Consider the following 16,459-nt stretch of genomic DNA (forward strand, 5'->3'; position numbering starts at 1 on the left):
GGGCGATCGCATGACCTGCGCGCGGGGCACCGAGCAAGGGCCGCCCCGCAGCGAGGGTGCCGTCCCCCTTCCCGCAACGCGCAGCGGTGCGAGAGAAGGGGGAAGCGGCGCGGCCGCTCAGGGGGATGTACCGCATCAGAGCTTGATCCAGTCGGAGGCCGCGACCATCTTCTGTGCCTTCATGTCCGCGCGGTACACGCGCCCCACGGGGATGGAGTTGCCGCTGATGGTGATCGGCACGCCGATCAGGCCGCCGGTGTCGAAGTCCTTGATGGAATTGAGCGCGGCCTTGAGGTTCTTGCCGTCGAGGGGCTTGCCCGCGTCCAGGCAGCGCTTGGCCGATTCGGTGAACAGCATGGCGGCGAGAAAGCCCTGGATGTAGGCCGTGCTCTGGTACTCGGGGCGCAGCGCGCGGATCTTCTCCAGCATGGGCGCCTTCTCGGTGTCGTAGTAGTAGCGGTAGGGCATCACGCCCATGAAGCCGTCGGCGGCCTCGCCCATCTTCATCACGGTGGAGCTGTCCATGGTCCAGAAGGTGCCCATCCACTTGCTGGCCATGCCCTGCTGCTTGCCCTGGGTGATGAACTCGGGGATGGGCGCGAGGATGTAGCCGTGGAAGATGGTGTAGTCGGGCGCGGCGCGGCGCAGCTTGATGACCTCGCCCGAGACGTCCACGCTGCCCGCGGGCGTCATGATCTTGACGGGCACCGACAGGCCGAGCGCCTTGGCGGTGGCCTCGCTCTTGTCGATCGGGTCGCGGCCGAATTCCGAATCGGAGTACACGAAGGCCACCTTGGCACCGGGCTTTTCCTTGGCGATGTGCTTGAGCAGGATGCCGAACATCTCGGTGTAGTCCGGGCCCACGAGGAACTGGTTCGGGTACTTCTTCGGATCGTTGAGCTCGCTGGCGAACGAGGCACCGGCCATCAGCGTGGTGCCCGCGCGGTCGAGCTCGGGGTTGATGGTCTTGGCAAAGCCCGTGGAGTCGCCGTAGTAGAGGTTCACCTTGTTCTGGCTGGTGATCTTCTTGTACGCGGCCACCGAGACGTCGACCTTGTAGCCCGTGTCCTCGGGCACGTACTTGAGCTTGCGGCCCTTGATGCCACCCGCGTCGTTGACCATCTTCACGTAGTCGCCGATGCCGGCGTTGATGCCCACGCCCGCGAACGCGAACACGCCGGTGAGCGGGATGGAGCCGCCGATGACGATGTCTTCGCCGCTGGCCTGCGCAGTGGCGGTGAGCGGTGCGGCCAGCGTGGCGCCCGCAGCGAGCAGCAGGGTGCGGCGGCGCTGTGACATGGGGGATGCGTTGGTGGTGGTGGTGGGCATGGTGCTTGTCTCCTTCATGGTTTTATGGGCTGTGGCGGCTCTCTCAATTGCGGAACGGCCACAGATGGAAAAAGCGGCGAATGCGCCGCCACACTTCTGCGAGCCCCTGTGGCTCGAACACCAGAAATCCGATGATCAGCAGGCCAAAGATCACGGTGCGTACGGGCGAGAGGAACACCGTGAGCTCGTTGCCGCCGGGCAGCAGGGCGACCACCAGCTTGAGCAGCTCGGGCACCATGGTCATGAACACCGCGCCCAGGATGCCGCCCAGGATGGAGCCCATGCCGCCGACGATGATGGCCGCCAGGAAGAAGATGGACATCAGCAGCGGAAAGCTCTCGGGCGTGACCACGCGAAAGAAGTAGGCCCACAGGCCGCCTGCCACGCCCGCGTAGAACGAGGACAGCCCGAACGACAGCAGCTTGTAGCGCAGCAGCGGTATGCCCAGCACCTCGGCCGAGATGTCGCGGTCGCGGATGGCGATGAAGGCGCGGCCCACGCGCGTGCGAAACAGGTTGGCCGCGCCCAGCAGCATGAGCACGGTGACCGGCACGATCACCCAGTACAGGCGGAACGAGGTGTCGAGTGGCAGCCCGAACAGCTTGGCCGGTGGCACGCTGAGGCCTCCGGTGCCGCCCGTGAACTTCCAGTTGGCGAAGATGAAGTGCGCGATGAACGACGCCGCGATGGTGGCGATGGCCAGGTACAGGCCCTTGACACGCAGCGAGGGGATGCCCACGACGATGCCACCCAGCATGGCCACGAAGCCGCCGGCCAGCAGGTTGAGCACGAAGGGCGTGCCCGCGCGCGTCTCCAGCACGGCCACGGTGTAGGCCCCGAGGCCCATGAAGGCCGCCTGCCCCAGGCTCACCAGGCCCGTGTAGCCCGTGAGGATGTTCAGGCCGGTGGCGCTGGCGACGTTGATGCTGACCAGGCAGGCCAGGTACAGCCAGTAGTCGCTGGCCATGAAGGGGAACAGCAGCAGCAGCGCGGCGACCACGGCGAGCCACACCTTCTGCGTGCGCGAGTCGAACAGCGCCGCGTCGGCGACGTAGGATTCCTTGAGGGTTCCGATGCGCATGGCGTGCCTTACAGACGTTCTATTTCGTGCGTGCCGAACAGGCCATAGGGCCGCACCAGCAGCACGGCCACGAGCACGATGAAGGTGGCCAGCAGCTTGTACTCGCCGCCCAGGTAGGCGCCAGCCAGCGCTTCGATGAGGCCGATGAGCAGGCCGCCGACGAGGGCGCCGAGCACGCTGTCGAGCCCGCCCACGATGACCACCACCAGCACCGACAGGCCGAACACGCCCATGCTCGACGAGATGCCGCCAATCGACCCGACGATGATCCCGGAGATCGCGGCGATCATGGCCGAGGCCACCCAGGCCAGCGAGAACACGCGCGGCACGTTGATGCCCACCGAGTAGGCGGCGGCCTGGTCGCTGGCCGTGGCGCGCAGGGCCACCCCGCCGCGCCAGAAACGGAACACCAGCAGCACGGCCGCGATGAAGGCCACGGCGATCACCGCGCCCCAGAACACCTTGGGCGCAAGGAAGGCCTCGCCGATCATGATGGGCTTGGTGGGCATGAACTCGGGCAGGCGGCGCTGGTCGGCCGTCCAGATCATTTCCACCAGGCCCACGAGCACCGAGGCCAGGCCCACGGTGACCATGAAGACGGAGATCGGCGGCTCGCCCAGCAGCGGGCGGATCATGGTGCGCTCGATCACCGCGCCCAAGAGGCCCGAGCCGAGCACCGCCGCCGGAATGGCCAGCCACAGCGGCAGCGCGAAGGTGGCGGCGAAGGTGAAGAACAGGTAGGCGCCGACCATGAGCATCTCGCCGATGGCGATGTTCACCACGCGCGTGGCCTTGTAGACCATCACGAAGGCCAGCGCCGCCAGCGCATAGAGGCCACCGCCGGAGATGCCGGTGAGGCTGATTTCGAAGAGGTAGGCCCAGTCCATCATGCCGGGGCCCCCTGCATTGGCGCGGCGGTGGCAGCGGCCTGGAACCGGGCACGCAGGTCGCCCACGTCGCCCGAGCCCAGGTAGGCGCGGATCACCTCGGGGTTGGCCTGCACCTCCCCCGGCGTGCCCTGGGCGATGACCTGGCCGAAGTTGAGCACCACCACGTGGTCCGACAGGTCCATGACCATGCCCATGTCGTGCTCGACCATGAGCACGGTGACGCCCCACTCGGCGCGCACGTCGAGGATGAAGCGCGCCATGTCCTCGGTCTCCTCGCGGTTCATGCCGGCCACGGGCTCGTCGAGCATCAGTACCTCGGGCTGCATGGCCAGGGCACGGGCCATCTCCACGCGCTTCTGCAGGCCGTAGGGCAGGGCTGAGACGGGCGCGTGGCGGATGTGGTCGATCTCCAGGAAGTCGATGATGCGCTCCTCGATGTCGGCACGCAGGGCGGCCTCTTCGCGGCGCGCGCGGCCCACGTAGAGCAGCGCGTCGAGCACATTGGTCTTGAGGTGCGCATGCCGCCCGAGCTTGATGTTGTCGAGCACCGTCATGCCGCGAAACAGCGCGATGTTCTGGAAGCTGCGCCCCAGGCCCAGCCTGGCGCGCTGCGGTGCCGGCACCCGCGTGATGTCCTGGCCCTTGAAACGGATGGCGCCGCTGCCCGGGAGGTAGAAGCCCGAGATGGTGTTGAACAGCGAGGTCTTGCCCGCGCCGTTGGGCCCGATCACGGCGGTGATGGAGCCGGCCTGCACGCCAAAGCCCACGCCGGTGAGCGCCTTGACCCCGCCGAAGGCCAGCGTGACACCATCGACCTGCAGCAGGGGCGGCGCGCTGGCGGGGGGAATGCCGGGTGGGTGTGTCTCCATTGGCTTTCTAATGCGGGTTTGTGCTGACCAGAAAATTCCTGCGGGCCTGCAGAAATTTCCTACTTGTGCGTAAACTGTTTACTCGTGAGTAGATTCTGGAAGGCCCCGCGCCAAACCAGCATCCGTACTTTCCCGAGGAACCAGCCCGCCATGCCCAGCCCCACCGTGTCGCCCCCCCGCAGTGCCGACCGCCCGCCTGCGTCTCCCTGGGCGCCCGCGTCCCACCGCGAACAGCAGCGCGAGGCCAAGCGCAATGCCGTGCTGCAGGCGGCCGCGCAGCTGTTCAACGAACGCGGGTTTCATGCCACCTCGCTCGACGACATCGCCGCACGGCTGAACGTGACCAAGCCCACGCTGTACTACTACGTGAAGAACAAGGACGAGATCCTGCTGCAGTGCGTGAGCAAGGGCCTCGAAATGATGCTCGAGGGCATCGATGCATCGCGCGCGGCCGGGGGCAAGGCCATCGACCAGCTCATGACCTGCATGCAGGTGTATGCGCGCATCGTCACCATGGACTTCGGCAAGTGCCTGATCCGCGTGGGCGACGAGCAGCTGCCGCCGGAGAGCCGCAAGGAGCTGCGCCGCCTGAAGTCCGCCATCGACCAGGAATTCCGCCGCCTCGTGGCCGAGGGGGTGGAGGAAGGATCGCTGCAGCCTTGCGACCCGAAGATGACGGCCTTCGTGATCGCGGGCGCGCTCAGCTGGATCGGGCGCTGGTACCAGCCCGGCGGCGAGTACACGGCCGAGCAGGTGGCGGGGCAGTGCATCGAAACGCTGTGCCAGGGGGTGCTGCGCCGCGCGGACGTACCCCCGCCGCCGGCTGCGAAGCGTGCGGCGCGCAAGGCCGGCACCCCTGCCGTGGCCAAGGGCAGGGCTGCGCCCGCCGCCCGGGCGTCCAAGGCCTGAACGAGCGCCTCGCCGCGAGGGCTGTGCCTCAATCCGGGCGCGCGGGCCTGGGGGCGGGCGGTGTGCCGGGCGCTGCCGCCAGGTCGTCGAGGATCGGGCAGTCCGGCCGGTCATTGCCCTGGCAGCACGACACCAGCGTTTTCAGCGTGCGCTGCATGGCCTGCATGGCGGCGATGCGCTCGCTCAGGTCGTCGATGTGCGCCTGGGCGATGCGCTTGACCTGGCTGCTGGCGCGGCTGCGGTCGTGCCACAGGGCGAGCAGCTCGGCGATCTCCTCCATCGAGAAGCCCAGGTCGCGGCTGCGGCGGATGAAGTGCAGCGTGTGCACGTCCGCCTCGGTGTACTGGCGGTAGCCGCTGTCGGTGCGGGCCACGGCGGACAGCAGGCCCAGCGACTCGTAGTGGCGCACCATGCGGGCGGAGATGCCCGCGCTGCGCGCCGCTTCTCCGATGGACAGCGGCCGGCCCGGCAGCGCGGGCTCTGCGCGGTGGCGGGCCGGTGCGCCGGGGGTGGCCGTCATGGCGCGACCGCGTAGCCTTCTTCGGCGATGGCGCTGGCCAGGGCCGCGCGGTCCGCGTCGGTGTTGCCCACTTCCACGCGCCCCGTGCCGCGGTTGATGCGCACGGTGGCATCCGGGTCCACCCCTCGCACGGCCTGCGTGACGGCACGCTCGCAGTGGCCGCAGGTCATGCCCTGCACGGTGAAGAGCTGCGTGGAAGAAGAAGAAGAAGGAGAAGGCGACGGGGAAGAGATCGGGGAAGTGGATGTCATGGCGGGCTCCTGTGCCGATAAAGTGCTTGAACACCTGCAGCGTAAACCTTCACATCATGGCAAGGTCAAGCCCCCCGGGGAATTCCCCTCTGTTTGCTATTGAAAATATAGCTGCTTGCACAATATGGACAAGCGCCATGGCGGAATTTTGATCGAATCCTATTTGGGCCGTGGCCTGCGCACGCCTGCGTCGGGCTGCACCAGGCGGCCGGCGCGCAGCGCGGTGATGGCCACGGCCAGCGCCTGGGCGGCGCCGCGCACCTCGTCCTGCACGGCGGTGTCCCGGTCCAGCGCGGCATGGCTGTCGGCGTAGCTTTTGTAGTAGCCGATGTAGCGGTCCAGCCGCGCGGCGGGGCCGGCGTCGATGAAGCCCATCCAGTCCAGCCAGTCCGACAGGCCCCGGCGCGTGCTCTCAATGCCGGCCACGTCGCCATGCACCGCCAGCGCATAGGCGCGCCCGGCCAGGTGCTTGGGGTAGTCCCAGCCCGCCAGTTCCAGCGCCTTGGCTTCGGCGGCCTTCTTGCCGTGGGTGCTGGTGGGGTCGGGGTTGCCGCCGTCGGCGCACACCAGGCGGTCGATCATGAGCTTGAGGGGGCTCGGTGCCTGGTACCAGTACACGGGGGTGAGGATCATCACGCCGTGCGCGGCGGTCCAGCGCTCGTAGATCTCGTTCATCCAGTCGCCGGTCTGGCGCATGGCGTGGTTGGGGTAGCAGCTGCACGGAAAGTGGCACAGCGGCATGGCGGTGGAGACACAGCCCTTGCAGGGGTGGATGTGGCGCCCGTAGTCCGAGGTGACGCGGCTCAGGTCCAGCGTGTCCACCTCGACCCCGGCGTCCGCCAGGGCCTCGCGCGCCGTGTGCAGCAGGCGCCAGCTCTTGGAGATTTCGCCGGGGCAGGTGCCGTCGTTGCGGGCCGATCCGCACACCAGCAGCGCACGGGGCGGCGATGCCTTGTCGGCCCAGCGGGTGCGTGCGGCGTCGATGCGCTCCTTGGCCTCGATCCAGTCCACCGACAGGTCGTAGTCCGGGTCGGCATGGCCCGGGCCGGCCTTGCGGGTGCGCGGCGCCTTGCGGCCCTCGTCGTAGTTGCGCCAGGCGATGGCCTCGATGCGGTCGATGGCGTCGGCCGCCTCGCTGGCGAAGCGCGGGTCCTGGAAGTCCTGCAGGAACCGCTCGCGGAATGCCGCGCGGTCCAGGGGCGCGGGGGCCTGGCCAGTGCGCGGCTGCGGCGCCGCAGCCGCGGCAGCGGCGGGGGGAGGAGCGTGGGGCGTGGGGCGTGTCGTCATGCGGCCATTCGATCACCAGCCCGTGGGGCTGCGTATCGGACAAGGCGCCGTGTGGGCTGTCGGCGGCGGGTGATCGGCAGCGTGCCGGGCCGGGGCCTGCCGAAGTGCTTGACCTTGCCATCATGTCAAGGTGTACCGTGCTCCCCATGGCCATACAACACCTTCCCTCTCCCGCCGGTCCTTCCGCCACGCCCATGGCTTTCCCGCCCCTGGATCTGGGCATCGGCGGCATGACCTGTGCCAGCTGCGTGGCGCGCGTGGAGCGGGCGCTGCGCAAGGTGCCCGGCGTGCAGGATGCCACCGTGAATCTCGCCACCGAGTCGGCCCGCGTGGCCTGGGCACCGGGCGCGGCCACCGCCGACGCCGAGGCCATGGAGGCGCTGCTGCGCCGCGCCGTGCGCAATGCGGGCTATGAGCCGCGCGCCGCGGGGCCGGCCGAGGCGCCCGAGGATCTGTCGCCCTGGGCGGGCTTTCTGCCGGTGGGCATCGGCCTGCTGCTGTCGGCCCCGCTGGTGCTGCCCATGCTGGGGGAGCTGTTCGGCCTGCACTGGATGCTTCCGGCCTGGGTGCAGTTCGCGCTGGCCACGCCGGTGCAGTTCGTCCTGGGCGCGCGCTTCTACAAGGCGGGCTGGCATGCGGTGAAGGCCCTGGCGGGCAACATGGACCTGCTGGTGGCCCTGGGCACCAGCGCGGGCTGGGGCCTGTCGGTGTGGCTGTGGCTCACGGCCCATGAAGGCCATGCGCCGCACCTGTACTTCGAAGCCTCTGCCGTGGTGGTCACGCTGGTGCTGCTGGGCAAGTGGCTGGAGGCGCGCGCCAAGCGCCAGACCACGGCCGCCATCCGCGCGCTGCATGCCCTGCGGCCGGACCTGGTGCACCTCCTGGGCAGGGAGGGCGAGGTGGACGTTCCCGTGGCCGAGGTGCTGGTGGGCGACCAGCTGGTGGTGCGGCCGGGCGAGCGCATCCCGGTGGACGGCACGGTGCACGAGGGCCACACGCAGGTGGACGAATCCATGCTGACCGGCGAGCCCCTGCCGGTGGCGCGTGATGTGGGCGCGGCGCTGACGGGGGGATCGATCAACGGCGACGGCCGCATCGTGATGGCCGTGACCGCGGTGGGGGCCGAGACGGTGCTGTCCCAGATCATCCGGCTGGTGGAAGACGCCCAGGCGGCCAAGGCGCCCATCCAGCGGCTGGTGGACCAGGTGTCGGCCGTGTTCGTGCCCGTGGTGCTGGTGGTGGCGCTGGCCACGCTGCTGGGCTGGCTGTGGATGGGCGTGGGCATCGAGGCCGCGCTGATCCACGCCGTGGCCGTGATGGTGATCGCCTGCCCCTGTGCGCTGGGCCTGGCCACGCCGGCGGCCATCATGGCGGGCACGGGGGTGGCGGCCAGGAACGGCATTTTGATCAAGGACGCGCAGGCGCTGGAGCTGGCCCACAAGGTGGACACGGTGGCCTTCGACAAGACGGGCACGCTGACCGTGGGCCAGCCCCGGCTGACGGCGTTCGAGGTGGTGCCCGGCCTGGACGACGCGGCCGTGATGGCCGCGGTGGTGGCGGTGCAAAGCGGCAGCGAACACCCGCTTGCACGCGCCGTGGTGGCGGCCGCGGGCGAGCGGCAGGTCCGCGTGGCGGCGGTGCAGGATGTGCGCGCCGTGCCCGGTCGCGGCACCGAGGGCGATGTGGCCGGGCAGCGCTACCTGGTGGGCAGCCTGCGCTGGATGCAGGAGCTGGGCGTGGAGATGGGCCCCCTGGCGGCGCGCGCCCGGGCGCTGCAGGACGAGGGCGCCACCGTGTCGGCCGTGGCCCAGCGTGCGACCGAAGGGGCGAGCGGCGCACGCTATGTCTTGCGTGCCTTGATGGCCTTTGGCGACGAGCCCAAGCCCGGCGCGCGCGCGGCGCTGGCGGCGCTGAAGGCGCGTGGCATCCGCACCGTGATGATCTCGGGCGACAACCGGGGAGCGGCCGAGGCCATGGCCCGGCGCCTGGGGCTGGACCCCGACGCGGGTGAGGTGATGGCCGAGGTATTGCCGGGTGACAAGGCCGCCAGGGTGGCTGCGTTGCAACGGGGTAGCGAAGAAGTCCCTCCCGGAGGGCAGCGACCCGGCGCAGCGGCGCGGCGCGGGGGCCGTATTGTCGCGATGGTGGGCGACGGCGTGAACGACGCCCCGGCGCTGGCGGCGGCCGATGTGGGCATGGCCATGGGCAACGGCACGGACGTGGCCATGCATGCGGCGGGCATCACGCTGATGCGGGGCGACCCGATGCTGGTGGCCGCGGCGCTCGACATCTCCCACCGCACGGTGATGAAGATCCGCCAGAACCTGTTCTGGGCGTTCGCGTACAACGTGGCCGGGATTCCTCTGGCGGCGATGGGCTACCTGAGCCCCGTGGTGGCAGGGGCGGCCATGGCCTTGAGCTCGGTCAGCGTGATGGCGAATGCCCTCTTACTGAAGCGCTGGCGCATGTGATAAATACGTACAGTGCGGTCATCGATGTCTGGCAAACTGCAACGCTTTGTTGCAGGCCGGCGGCTTCGAATGCAGGCGCGGCCCCTCCATACCCATAAAAGGACGACACATCATGAATCTCTTCTCGTTCATGCGGCAGTTCACCATCCGAATGCGCATGCTGGGGGCCATCGCGGTGGTGCTGGGCCTGCTGGGCCTGCTGGGCGGCGCGGGCATGCTGGGCATGTTCCGCATCCATGACATGAGCCAGAACTTCATGGACAACTCCTTCGCCAAGGTGGGCTACATGGCGGAGCTGCGCGGCGAGATGGGCTCCGTCCGCCAGTACGAGAAGGACATGATCATTGGCTACGAGAAGCCGGAAGCCGTGAAGGCCGCGCACGACAAGTGGCTGGCCAGCCAGGACAAGGCCAAGAAGATCGCCGCGAAGTTCCTGGAGGGCGAGGACGACGCGGACAACGTGGTGGTGCGCAACATCATCGCCAGGCTGGACAGCTACCGCGAGCTGTTTGCCCATGTGGCCCGGCAGCTGGAAGCCAGCGGCTACGACACCGCCACGATTGCCAACCGCATGAGCGGCAAGGCCGTGGCCGAGTTCGACCAGGCCGACAAGCTGGTGGGAGAGCTCGATACCGTGCTGCGGGCCGAAGTGGCCAAGTCGGTCGAACAGCAGGGCCGGGTGTCCAGCGAGACCAAGTGGCTCTTCGTCCTGGCCGTGGTGATCACCGTGGTGGTGGTGGTGCCCACCACGCTGATGAACATGAACTCGATCTGCCACCCGCTTGAAGAGGCGCGCCGCATGGCGCAGGCCATTGCCGGGGGGGACCTGTCCCAGAACATTGCCGCCGAAGGCAAGGACGAAGTGGCCGACCTGCAGCGCGCGCTGCGCGACATGCAGCAGGGCCTGGGCGCGCTCGTGGCGCAGGTGCGGGACGCCAGCGGCAACATCGCCACGGCCAGCCAGGAGATCGCCATGGGCAACCAGGACCTCTCGCAACGCACCGAGCAGACGGCGAGCAATGCCCAGGAAGCGGTGGCTTCGCTCTCGCAGCTCACCTCGACGGTGCAGCAGACCGCGTCGTCGTCGCAGATGGCCAACCAGCTGGCGGCATCGGCCTCCAGCACCGCGACGCGCGGCGGCTCGGTGGTGCAGCAGGCCGTCTCCAGCATGCAGGAGATTTCGGCCTCCAGCCGCAAGATCGGCGACATCATCGGCCTGATCGATTCCATCGCCTTCCAGACCAACATCCTCGCGCTGAACGCCGCCGTGGAAGCCGCGCGCGCCGGTGAGCAGGGGCGGGGCTTTGCCGTGGTGGCCAGCGAGGTGCGCAGCCTGGCCCAGCGCTCGGCGGCGGCGGCCAGCGACATCAAGGGCCTGATCCAGAGCAGCGTGACGGCCGTGGACGGGGGCGTGCGCCACGTGGAGGATGCGGGCACGGCCATGAAGGAAATCGTGGCCAGCGTGCAGCGCGTGGGCGACATCATCGGCGAGATCACGGCGGCGGCGTCGGAGCAGTCGGCCGGCATCGGCCAGGTGAACCAGTCGGTGGGCGAGATCGACCGCATGACGCAGCAGAACGCGGCGCTGGTGGAGGAATCCGCGGCGGCGGCCGAGTCCATGCGCGAACAGGCCGCGCGCCTGTCGCAGGTGGTGCAGCAGTTCCGCCTGGCCGACGCCATGCTCCACGCTGCCCACCACGCACCCGTGGAGGCGCCGCAGCACCAGGCGCTTGCCGGGGAGCCTTCCAGGGCACTGCTCGCGCGCTGATGATGGATTGAACCGGTGGCGCCCGCGCGCCATCACACCCGGAATGGGCCCTGCGGGCGGATGCGCATGCAGGGCTTTTTCATGCCCGGCGTGCGGCGGCCGCAGGCGCACCGGCCGCGCGATGCGCACCCGGTCCCCGACGGTTTGTTGACCTGCGTCATGCGCGGGCGGGCGCCTGCATGGCAATCTGGAGGCCTTGTGACCTGGGGAGCACTGCCATGCCGTCGATCAGCCTGCGGACCATCCACGAAGAGCATGCGTCGCTTGCGGCCGTGCTGCATTCCTTGCGCCTGATGCTGGACCAGGGGCCGGGCGACGAGCCCGCCGCGTTCTTCGACGTGATGCGGGCCATGCTGTTCTACATCGACGAATTCCCCGAACGCCAGCACCACCCGAAGGAATCGCAATGGCTGTTCCCGAAGGTGGCCGAGCGTTCGCCGGAGGCGGCCGGCGCCATCGCGCAACTGGAGCGCGAACACGCGGGCGGCGAGGCCGCCGTGCGCGAGCTGCAGCATCTGCTGCTGGGCTGGGAGCTGATGGGCGAGGCGCGCCGCGACACCTTTTCCGAGGCCCTGCGGCGCTATGTCGCTTTCTACCTGGAGCACATGCGCCTGGAGGAAACCGTGGTCTTGCCAGCAGCCCAGGCATGCCTGCAGCCTGGCGACTGGGCCGCGATCGATGCGGCGTTTGCCGGCAATACCAACCCGCTGGCGCCCGGCCAGGCGCGGGACCCCGCCTACGATCGCCTGTTCACGCGCATCGTGATGCGGGCGCCCAGCCCGATCGGGCTGGGCTGACGTCGCGCCCGCCTCAGGCCGACAGGGCGGGGTAGTCGGTGTAGCCCTCCGCGCCGCCGCCGTACAGCGTGGCGCGGTTGACCTCGTTCAGGGGCGCGCCGCGCTCCAGGCGCTGCACGAGGTCGGGGTTGGCGATGAACGGCCGGCCAAAGGCCACGATGTCCGCGCCGTTCGCGAGCGCGGTTTCCGCCAGCGCCTTGTCGTAGGCGTTGTTCACCATCCACGCGCCCTGGCCGCCGGCCGCGCGGTAGGCCGCCTTCAGGGCCGCGTAGTCGAAGGGGCGGTCGGGCAGTTCGCGCGGGCCGCCGGTCGCACCCTCGATCACGTGGATGTAGGAAAGGCCCAGCGGGCCGAGCTGGCGCACCACGTAGTCAAACAGGGGCTGCGGGTCCGCGTCCACCACGTCGTTGGCGGGCGTCACGGGCGACAGGCGGATGCCCGTGCGGCCGGCACCGATTTCCTGCGTGATGGCGGTGACCACTTCGACCAGCAGCCGGGCGCGGTTCTCGATGCTGCCGCCATAGGCGTCGGTGCGGTGGTTGGCGCTGGTCTTGAGGAACTGGTCGATCAGGTAGCCGTTGGCGGCGTGCACCTCCACGCCGTCGAAGCCGGCCTCGATGGCAGCGCGGGCGGCACGGCGGTAGTCGGCCACGATGCCGGGGATCTCGGCGATCTCGAGCGCGCGGGGCTCCGAGGTCTGGGTGAACGTGGGCACGCCGTCCTTGATGAGCACGGTCTTGGTCTTGGCCTGGATCGCCGACGGGGCCACGGGCGCGGCATGGCCCGGCTGCAGGTCGGTGTGCGAGACACGGCCCACATGCCACAGCTGCACCACGATCTTGCCGCCCGCCGCGTGCACGGACGAAGTGACCTTCTTCCAGCCGGCGATCTGCTCGGGCGCATACAGGCCGGGCACGTCGGCGTAGCCCTGTCCCTGGTGGCTGATGGCGGTGGCCTCGGAAATCAGCAGGCCGGCGCTGGCGCGCTGCGTGTAGTAGGTGGCCACGAGGTCGGTGGGCACCGCGTTGGGCGAGCGGTTGCGCGTGAGCGGTGCCATGGCGATGCGGTTGGCCAGCTGCAGGTCACCGGCTTGGACGGGGTCGGACAGAAAAGGCATGCGGGGCTTTCAAAAACGGGTTGCACACAATCGATCAACCCCGGAAGGTTAATGCTGCCGCGCAAAACGTGCAGCGCACATGCGTCAACAAGGGCTCTGGTTTTGTGCTATCCGGGGCTGGCCGGCGGTGTGCGGGGGGCCGCGGCGCGCTGGCGCGGCCTGGGGCAGAATCAAACGCCATGCCGCCCCGCCATCCTTCCCCCCGCCCCGTGCCCGCGCTGTGGCTGGCCGTGGCGCTGTCGATGGGGGCGGCGGTGTCGCTCGGCATCACGCGCTTTGCGTACGCGCTGCTGCTGCCGCCCATGCGGGAGGACCTGGGCTGGTCCTACACCCTCGCGGGCGCGATGAACACCGTGAATGCGCTGGGCTACCTGGTCGGCGCGCTGGCCACGCCCTGGCTGCTGCGGCGTGCCGCACCGGGGGCCGTGCTGCTGGCCGGCGCGGTGCTGGCCACCGTGTTCATGGGGCTCAGCGGTTTTTTCACCGAGGCGGTGCCGCTCCTGCTGCAGCGCCTGCTGGCCGGCGGGGCGAGCGCGCTCGTGTTCATTGCCGGCGGCCTGCTCGCCGCGCGCCTGGGGGCGCAGGAGCCGGGGCGCAGCGGCCTGCTGCTGGGGCTGTACTACGGGGGCACGGGCTGCGGCATCAGCCTGTCGGCCGTGCTCGTGCCCGCCGTGCTGGCGGCGGCGCCGTCCCCGCATGCCTGGACGTGGGCCTGGTGGGCGCTGGCGCTGGCCTGCATGGCCGCGACTGCGGCCCTGTGGTGGCCCGCGCGTGTGCTGCGCGGGCTGGCGGTGCCCGCGGATGCCCCCCGGGCCTTCAATGTGGTGCCGCCGCCCGCCCGGGTGCGCTGGCGTGCGCTGGCGCCCGCGCTGCTGGGCTACGGCCTGTTCGGCGTGGGCTACATCGGCTACATGACCTTCGTCGTGGCGCTGCTGCGCGAGCAAGGCGCCAGCGGCACGGCGGTGACCTGGTTCTATGCGCTGCTGGGGCTGGCGGTGGTGCTGTCGTCGCGCATCTGGGCGGGGCTGCTGGACCGCAGCCGTGGCGGCCAGGCGCTGGGCCTGCTCAACGGGCTGCTGGGCGTGGCCACCGTGCTGCCCGCGCTGACGTCGGCCTGGCCGGTGGTGCTGGCCTCGGGCCTGCTGTTTGGCGGCGTGTTCCTGTCGGTGGTGGCATCGACCACCGCCCTGGTGCGGCACAACCTGCCACAGGTGCTGTGGGCCAGCGGCATCAGCGCCTTCACCATCGTGTTCGCCGCCGGGCAGATCGTGGGGCCCACGGTGGTGGGCTGGATCGCCGATGGCCCGGGAGGCCTCGCGCGCGGGCTGGTGTTCTCGGCCTGCGCGCTGTGGTTGGGGGCGCTGGTGGCGTGGCGGCAGAAGCCGCTCTAGCGCATCTGGAATTTTGGCCGTGCGCCGCGCTAGGCGCTCCCAATCGATACTGGCGCGGCCTAGGCCAGGAACGCCGGGCAAGGGCCGCCCCGCAGCGAGGGCGTTGTCCCCCTGCCCGCGTAGCGGGAGTTGGGGGGAAGGCGCGCAGCGCCTCAGGGGGGTGTCCCTATTTCAGCAGGCCTTCCACCTTCATGGCGGCCTGCACGGCGGGGCGGGCCGCCACGCGGGCGGCGTAGGCCTGCAGGTTGGCCAGGCCGGAGATATCGATGCTGGTGGGCTTGTGCCAGCCTTGCACGGTGAACAGGTAGCCGTCGGCCACGGTGAAGTGGTCGCCCATGACGTACTGCTTGCCGGCGAGCTGGCCGTCCACCCACTGCAGACGCTGCAGCAGTCTGTCGCGCGCCATCACCTTGTATTCCTCGGGCGTGGCAGGATTGAAGAGCGGGGTGAAGCCGCGGTGCAGTTCCATGCCGATGAAGGTGAGCCATTCCTGCAGGCGGTAGCGCTGCAGCGTGCCGTTCTGGGGGGCCAGCATCTTGAGTGGCACCTGGTCGGCGATGTATTGCACGATGGCGGGGCCTTCGCGCAGCCGCGTGCCGTCGTCCAGTTCCAGCATCGGCACATAGCCCAGCGGGTTGATGCCGTAGTAGTCGGAGCCGTCCTGCAGCTTGTGCGTCTTGGTGCTGGCCAGCACGGGCGTGTAGGCCAGGCCGGCCTCGTGCAGTGCGATGTGCGGGGAGAGCGAGCAGGCGCCGGGGGAGTAGTAGAGCTTCATGGACGGATCCTCGTGAAAAGTGGGAACCCTCCGATGCTATGCGCTGCACCGTCTTTCTGCTGGCACGGGGGCACGGCCCCGCGCCCCCTCGCGCCACGGCGCCTCAGACGTCGTGGCCGGGCATGTCGCGCTGCACCTTGCGCAGCAGCGCGGGCCATGCAAACGCACCGCCCAGCCCGCCTGTCTGCACCCGCATGGCCTGGGCCACGCCGCTCACGATCTGCGGGTTCACCGAGGTCAGCGCGCCGCCGGCCTGCGCGTCGATCTGGATGCGGCAGGTGTTCTCGAAGGTGTACATCGACAGGAAGGCATCGGCGATCGTCCTGCCCACGGTGAGCAGGCCGTGGTTGCGCAGCATGAGGAAGTTGGCCTCGCCCAGGTCGGCCTGCAGGCGCGGCTTTTCCTCGTCGCGAAAGGCCACGCCCTCGTACTCGTGGTACGCCAGCGAGCCCAGCACGAAGGTGCTCTGCTGGCTGATGGGCAGCACGCCGCCCTGTTGCGCGCTCACGGCCACGCCGGCGCGCGTGTGGGTGTGCAGCACGCACCCCGCCTCGGGCCGGGCCTCGTGCACGGCGCTGTGGATCACGAAGCCCGCCGGGTTCACGGGAAAGGGCGAGTCGTGCAGCTTGTTGCACTGCATGTCCACCTTGATGAGGCTCGACGCGGTGATCTCGTCGAACATGAGGCCGTAGGGGTTGATGAGGAAGTGGTGCTCCGGGCCGGACACCGACTCGGGCAGCTTGGCGCTGATGTGCGTGAAGACCAGGTCGCTCCAGCCGTACAGCGCCACGAGCCGGTAGCAGGCAGCCAGGTCGCAGCGCAGCTGCCATTCTTCGGGGCTGACGCTGTCTTGCAGGGAAGGGATGTTGAGCATGGTGGTGTCTCCGGCTTTTTGTGGGGATGGGAGACGCCACTGTAGGGCGGTGTTGCGCCAGGGTCTGTCAGGCAGGCTACACCTGACGCACTTTGGAGCAGCTTGGCGGCCTTGTGGCCCAGGAGCCGCC

General features: G+C 69.5%; 15 protein-coding genes. 5 read left to right on the top strand and 10 right to left on the bottom strand.

The annotated features are described in order from the left end of the window. Nucleotides 1–135: 135 nt before the first annotated feature. The 4 genes from AC07OC_RS11550 to AC07OC_RS11565 are packed head-to-tail and all read right to left on the bottom strand — an operon-like array spanning nucleotide 136 to nucleotide 4,169. On the bottom strand, nucleotides 136–1,329 hold the full coding sequence (locus AC07OC_RS11550) for an ABC transporter substrate-binding protein (RefSeq protein ID WP_218339298.1): 1,194 nt from the start codon (nucleotides 1,327–1,329) through the stop codon (nucleotides 136–138). 43 nt (nucleotides 1,330–1,372) lie between these two features. Continuing rightward, nucleotides 1,373–2,410, bottom strand: coding sequence for a branched-chain amino acid ABC transporter permease (locus tag AC07OC_RS11555; protein WP_218339297.1), 1,038 nt, complete (start codon nucleotides 2,408–2,410; stop codon nucleotides 1,373–1,375). A gap of 8 nt (nucleotides 2,411–2,418) precedes the next feature. Then, nucleotides 2,419–3,300, bottom strand: coding sequence for a branched-chain amino acid ABC transporter permease (locus tag AC07OC_RS11560; RefSeq protein WP_218296399.1), 882 nt, complete (start codon nucleotides 3,298–3,300; stop codon nucleotides 2,419–2,421). Next, a complete protein-coding gene (locus AC07OC_RS11565) occupies nucleotides 3,297–4,169 on the bottom strand; it encodes an ABC transporter ATP-binding protein (protein WP_218339296.1) in 873 nt (290 codons plus the stop codon). Before AC07OC_RS11565 ends, AC07OC_RS11560 begins: the two co-directional genes overlap by 4 nt. Before the next feature lie 150 nt (nucleotides 4,170–4,319). Here AC07OC_RS11565 and AC07OC_RS11570 point away from each other — a divergent pair, with 150 nt between their 5' ends. Continuing rightward, on the top strand, nucleotides 4,320–5,078 hold the full coding sequence (locus AC07OC_RS11570; RefSeq protein WP_218339295.1) for a TetR/AcrR family transcriptional regulator: 759 nt from the start codon (nucleotides 4,320–4,322) through the stop codon (nucleotides 5,076–5,078). 28 nt (nucleotides 5,079–5,106) lie between these two features. Here the strand turns inward: AC07OC_RS11570 and cueR are convergent, their stop codons facing one another. The 3 genes from cueR to AC07OC_RS11585 form a co-directional block, all read right to left on the bottom strand. Continuing rightward, nucleotides 5,107–5,598, bottom strand: coding sequence for a Cu(I)-responsive transcriptional regulator (gene cueR, locus AC07OC_RS11575; protein ID WP_304505091.1), 492 nt, complete (start codon nucleotides 5,596–5,598; stop codon nucleotides 5,107–5,109). After that, complete coding sequence (locus AC07OC_RS11580) at nucleotides 5,595–5,768, bottom strand: heavy-metal-associated domain-containing protein (RefSeq protein WP_370627765.1); 174 nt, start codon at nucleotides 5,766–5,768, stop codon at nucleotides 5,595–5,597. The genes cueR and AC07OC_RS11580 overlap by 4 nt, the downstream gene beginning before the upstream one ends. Nucleotides 5,769–6,008: 240 nt before the next feature. Next, complete coding sequence (locus AC07OC_RS11585; protein ID WP_494601211.1) at nucleotides 6,009–7,136, bottom strand: flavodoxin family protein; 1,128 nt, start codon at nucleotides 7,134–7,136, stop codon at nucleotides 6,009–6,011. 194 nt (nucleotides 7,137–7,330) lie between these two features. Here AC07OC_RS11585 and AC07OC_RS11590 point away from each other — a divergent pair, with 194 nt between their 5' ends. The 3 genes from AC07OC_RS11590 to AC07OC_RS11600 all read left to right on the top strand — a co-directional run bounded on the left by AC07OC_RS11590 (nucleotide 7,331) and on the right by AC07OC_RS11600 (nucleotide 12,172). Next, nucleotides 7,331–9,607 (top strand): heavy metal translocating P-type ATPase, encoded by a 2,277-nt coding sequence (locus tag AC07OC_RS11590; RefSeq protein ID WP_218296404.1) that lies wholly within the window; start codon nucleotides 7,331–7,333, stop codon nucleotides 9,605–9,607. A gap of 112 nt (nucleotides 9,608–9,719) precedes the next feature. Further along, nucleotides 9,720–11,375 carry a methyl-accepting chemotaxis protein gene (locus AC07OC_RS11595; protein ID WP_494601213.1) on the top strand — a complete coding sequence of 552 codons (1,656 nt, stop codon included), beginning with the start codon at nucleotides 9,720–9,722 and terminating at the stop codon, nucleotides 11,373–11,375. Between the two features lie 218 nt (nucleotides 11,376–11,593). Next, nucleotides 11,594–12,172 (top strand): hemerythrin domain-containing protein, encoded by a 579-nt coding sequence (locus AC07OC_RS11600; RefSeq protein ID WP_218296406.1) that lies wholly within the window; start codon nucleotides 11,594–11,596, stop codon nucleotides 12,170–12,172. A 13-nt stretch (nucleotides 12,173–12,185) separates the two neighbouring features. Here the strand turns inward: AC07OC_RS11600 and AC07OC_RS11605 are convergent, their stop codons facing one another. Continuing rightward, nucleotides 12,186–13,289, bottom strand: coding sequence for an alkene reductase (locus AC07OC_RS11605; RefSeq protein ID WP_218296407.1), 1,104 nt, complete (start codon nucleotides 13,287–13,289; stop codon nucleotides 12,186–12,188). A gap of 179 nt (nucleotides 13,290–13,468) precedes the next feature. On the opposite strand from AC07OC_RS11605, the gene AC07OC_RS11610 reads away from it, so the two are divergent. Next, nucleotides 13,469–14,680, top strand: a complete 1,212-nt coding sequence (locus tag AC07OC_RS11610) for a YbfB/YjiJ family MFS transporter (RefSeq protein ID WP_494601215.1) — start codon at nucleotides 13,469–13,471, stop codon at nucleotides 14,678–14,680. A 166-nt stretch (nucleotides 14,681–14,846) separates the two neighbouring features. Here AC07OC_RS11610 and gstA read toward each other — a convergent pair whose 3' ends face one another. Beyond that, a complete protein-coding gene (gene gstA, locus AC07OC_RS11615) occupies nucleotides 14,847–15,455 on the bottom strand; it encodes a glutathione transferase GstA (protein ID WP_218296409.1) in 609 nt (202 codons plus the stop codon). A 103-nt stretch (nucleotides 15,456–15,558) separates the two neighbouring features. Beyond that, a complete protein-coding gene (locus AC07OC_RS11620; protein WP_218296410.1) occupies nucleotides 15,559–16,329 on the bottom strand; it encodes a class II aldolase/adducin family protein in 771 nt (256 codons plus the stop codon). Nucleotides 16,330–16,459: the final 130 nt, after the last annotated feature.

This window comes from Acidovorax sp. GW821-FHT10E04 (assembly GCF_059415185.1).

Excerpts from the sequence above, each read along its gene's own strand:
- AC07OC_RS11550 (WP_218339298.1), bottom strand. The coding sequence starts at position 1,329 with ATGCCCACCACCACCACCAACGCATCCCCCATGTCACAGCGCCGCCGC.
- AC07OC_RS11555 (WP_218339297.1), bottom strand. The coding sequence starts at position 2,410 with ATGCGCATCGGAACCCTCAAGGAATCCTACGTCGCCGACGCGGCGCTG.
- AC07OC_RS11560 (WP_218296399.1), bottom strand. The coding sequence starts at position 3,300 with ATGATGGACTGGGCCTACCTCTTCGAAATCAGCCTCACCGGCATCTCC.
- AC07OC_RS11565 (WP_218339296.1), bottom strand. The coding sequence starts at position 4,169 with ATGGAGACACACCCACCCGGCATTCCCCCCGCCAGCGCGCCGCCCCTG.
- AC07OC_RS11570 (WP_218339295.1), top strand. The coding sequence starts at position 4,320 with ATGCCCAGCCCCACCGTGTCGCCCCCCCGCAGTGCCGACCGCCCGCCT.
- cueR (WP_304505091.1), bottom strand. The coding sequence starts at position 5,598 with ATGACGGCCACCCCCGGCGCACCGGCCCGCCACCGCGCAGAGCCCGCG.
- AC07OC_RS11580 (WP_370627765.1), bottom strand. The coding sequence starts at position 5,768 with ATGACCTGCGGCCACTGCGAGCGTGCCGTCACGCAGGCCGTGCGAGGG.
- AC07OC_RS11585 (WP_494601211.1), bottom strand. The coding sequence starts at position 7,136 with ATGACGACACGCCCCACGCCCCACGCTCCTCCCCCCGCCGCTGCCGCG.
- AC07OC_RS11590 (WP_218296404.1), top strand. The coding sequence starts at position 7,331 with ATGGCTTTCCCGCCCCTGGATCTGGGCATCGGCGGCATGACCTGTGCC.
- AC07OC_RS11595 (WP_494601213.1), top strand. The coding sequence starts at position 9,720 with ATGAATCTCTTCTCGTTCATGCGGCAGTTCACCATCCGAATGCGCATG.
- AC07OC_RS11600 (WP_218296406.1), top strand. The coding sequence starts at position 11,594 with ATGCCGTCGATCAGCCTGCGGACCATCCACGAAGAGCATGCGTCGCTT.
- AC07OC_RS11605 (WP_218296407.1), bottom strand. The coding sequence starts at position 13,289 with ATGCCTTTTCTGTCCGACCCCGTCCAAGCCGGTGACCTGCAGCTGGCC.
- AC07OC_RS11610 (WP_494601215.1), top strand. The coding sequence starts at position 13,469 with ATGCCGCCCCGCCATCCTTCCCCCCGCCCCGTGCCCGCGCTGTGGCTG.
- gstA (WP_218296409.1), bottom strand. The coding sequence starts at position 15,455 with ATGAAGCTCTACTACTCCCCCGGCGCCTGCTCGCTCTCCCCGCACATC.
- AC07OC_RS11620 (WP_218296410.1), bottom strand. The coding sequence starts at position 16,329 with ATGCTCAACATCCCTTCCCTGCAAGACAGCGTCAGCCCCGAAGAATGG.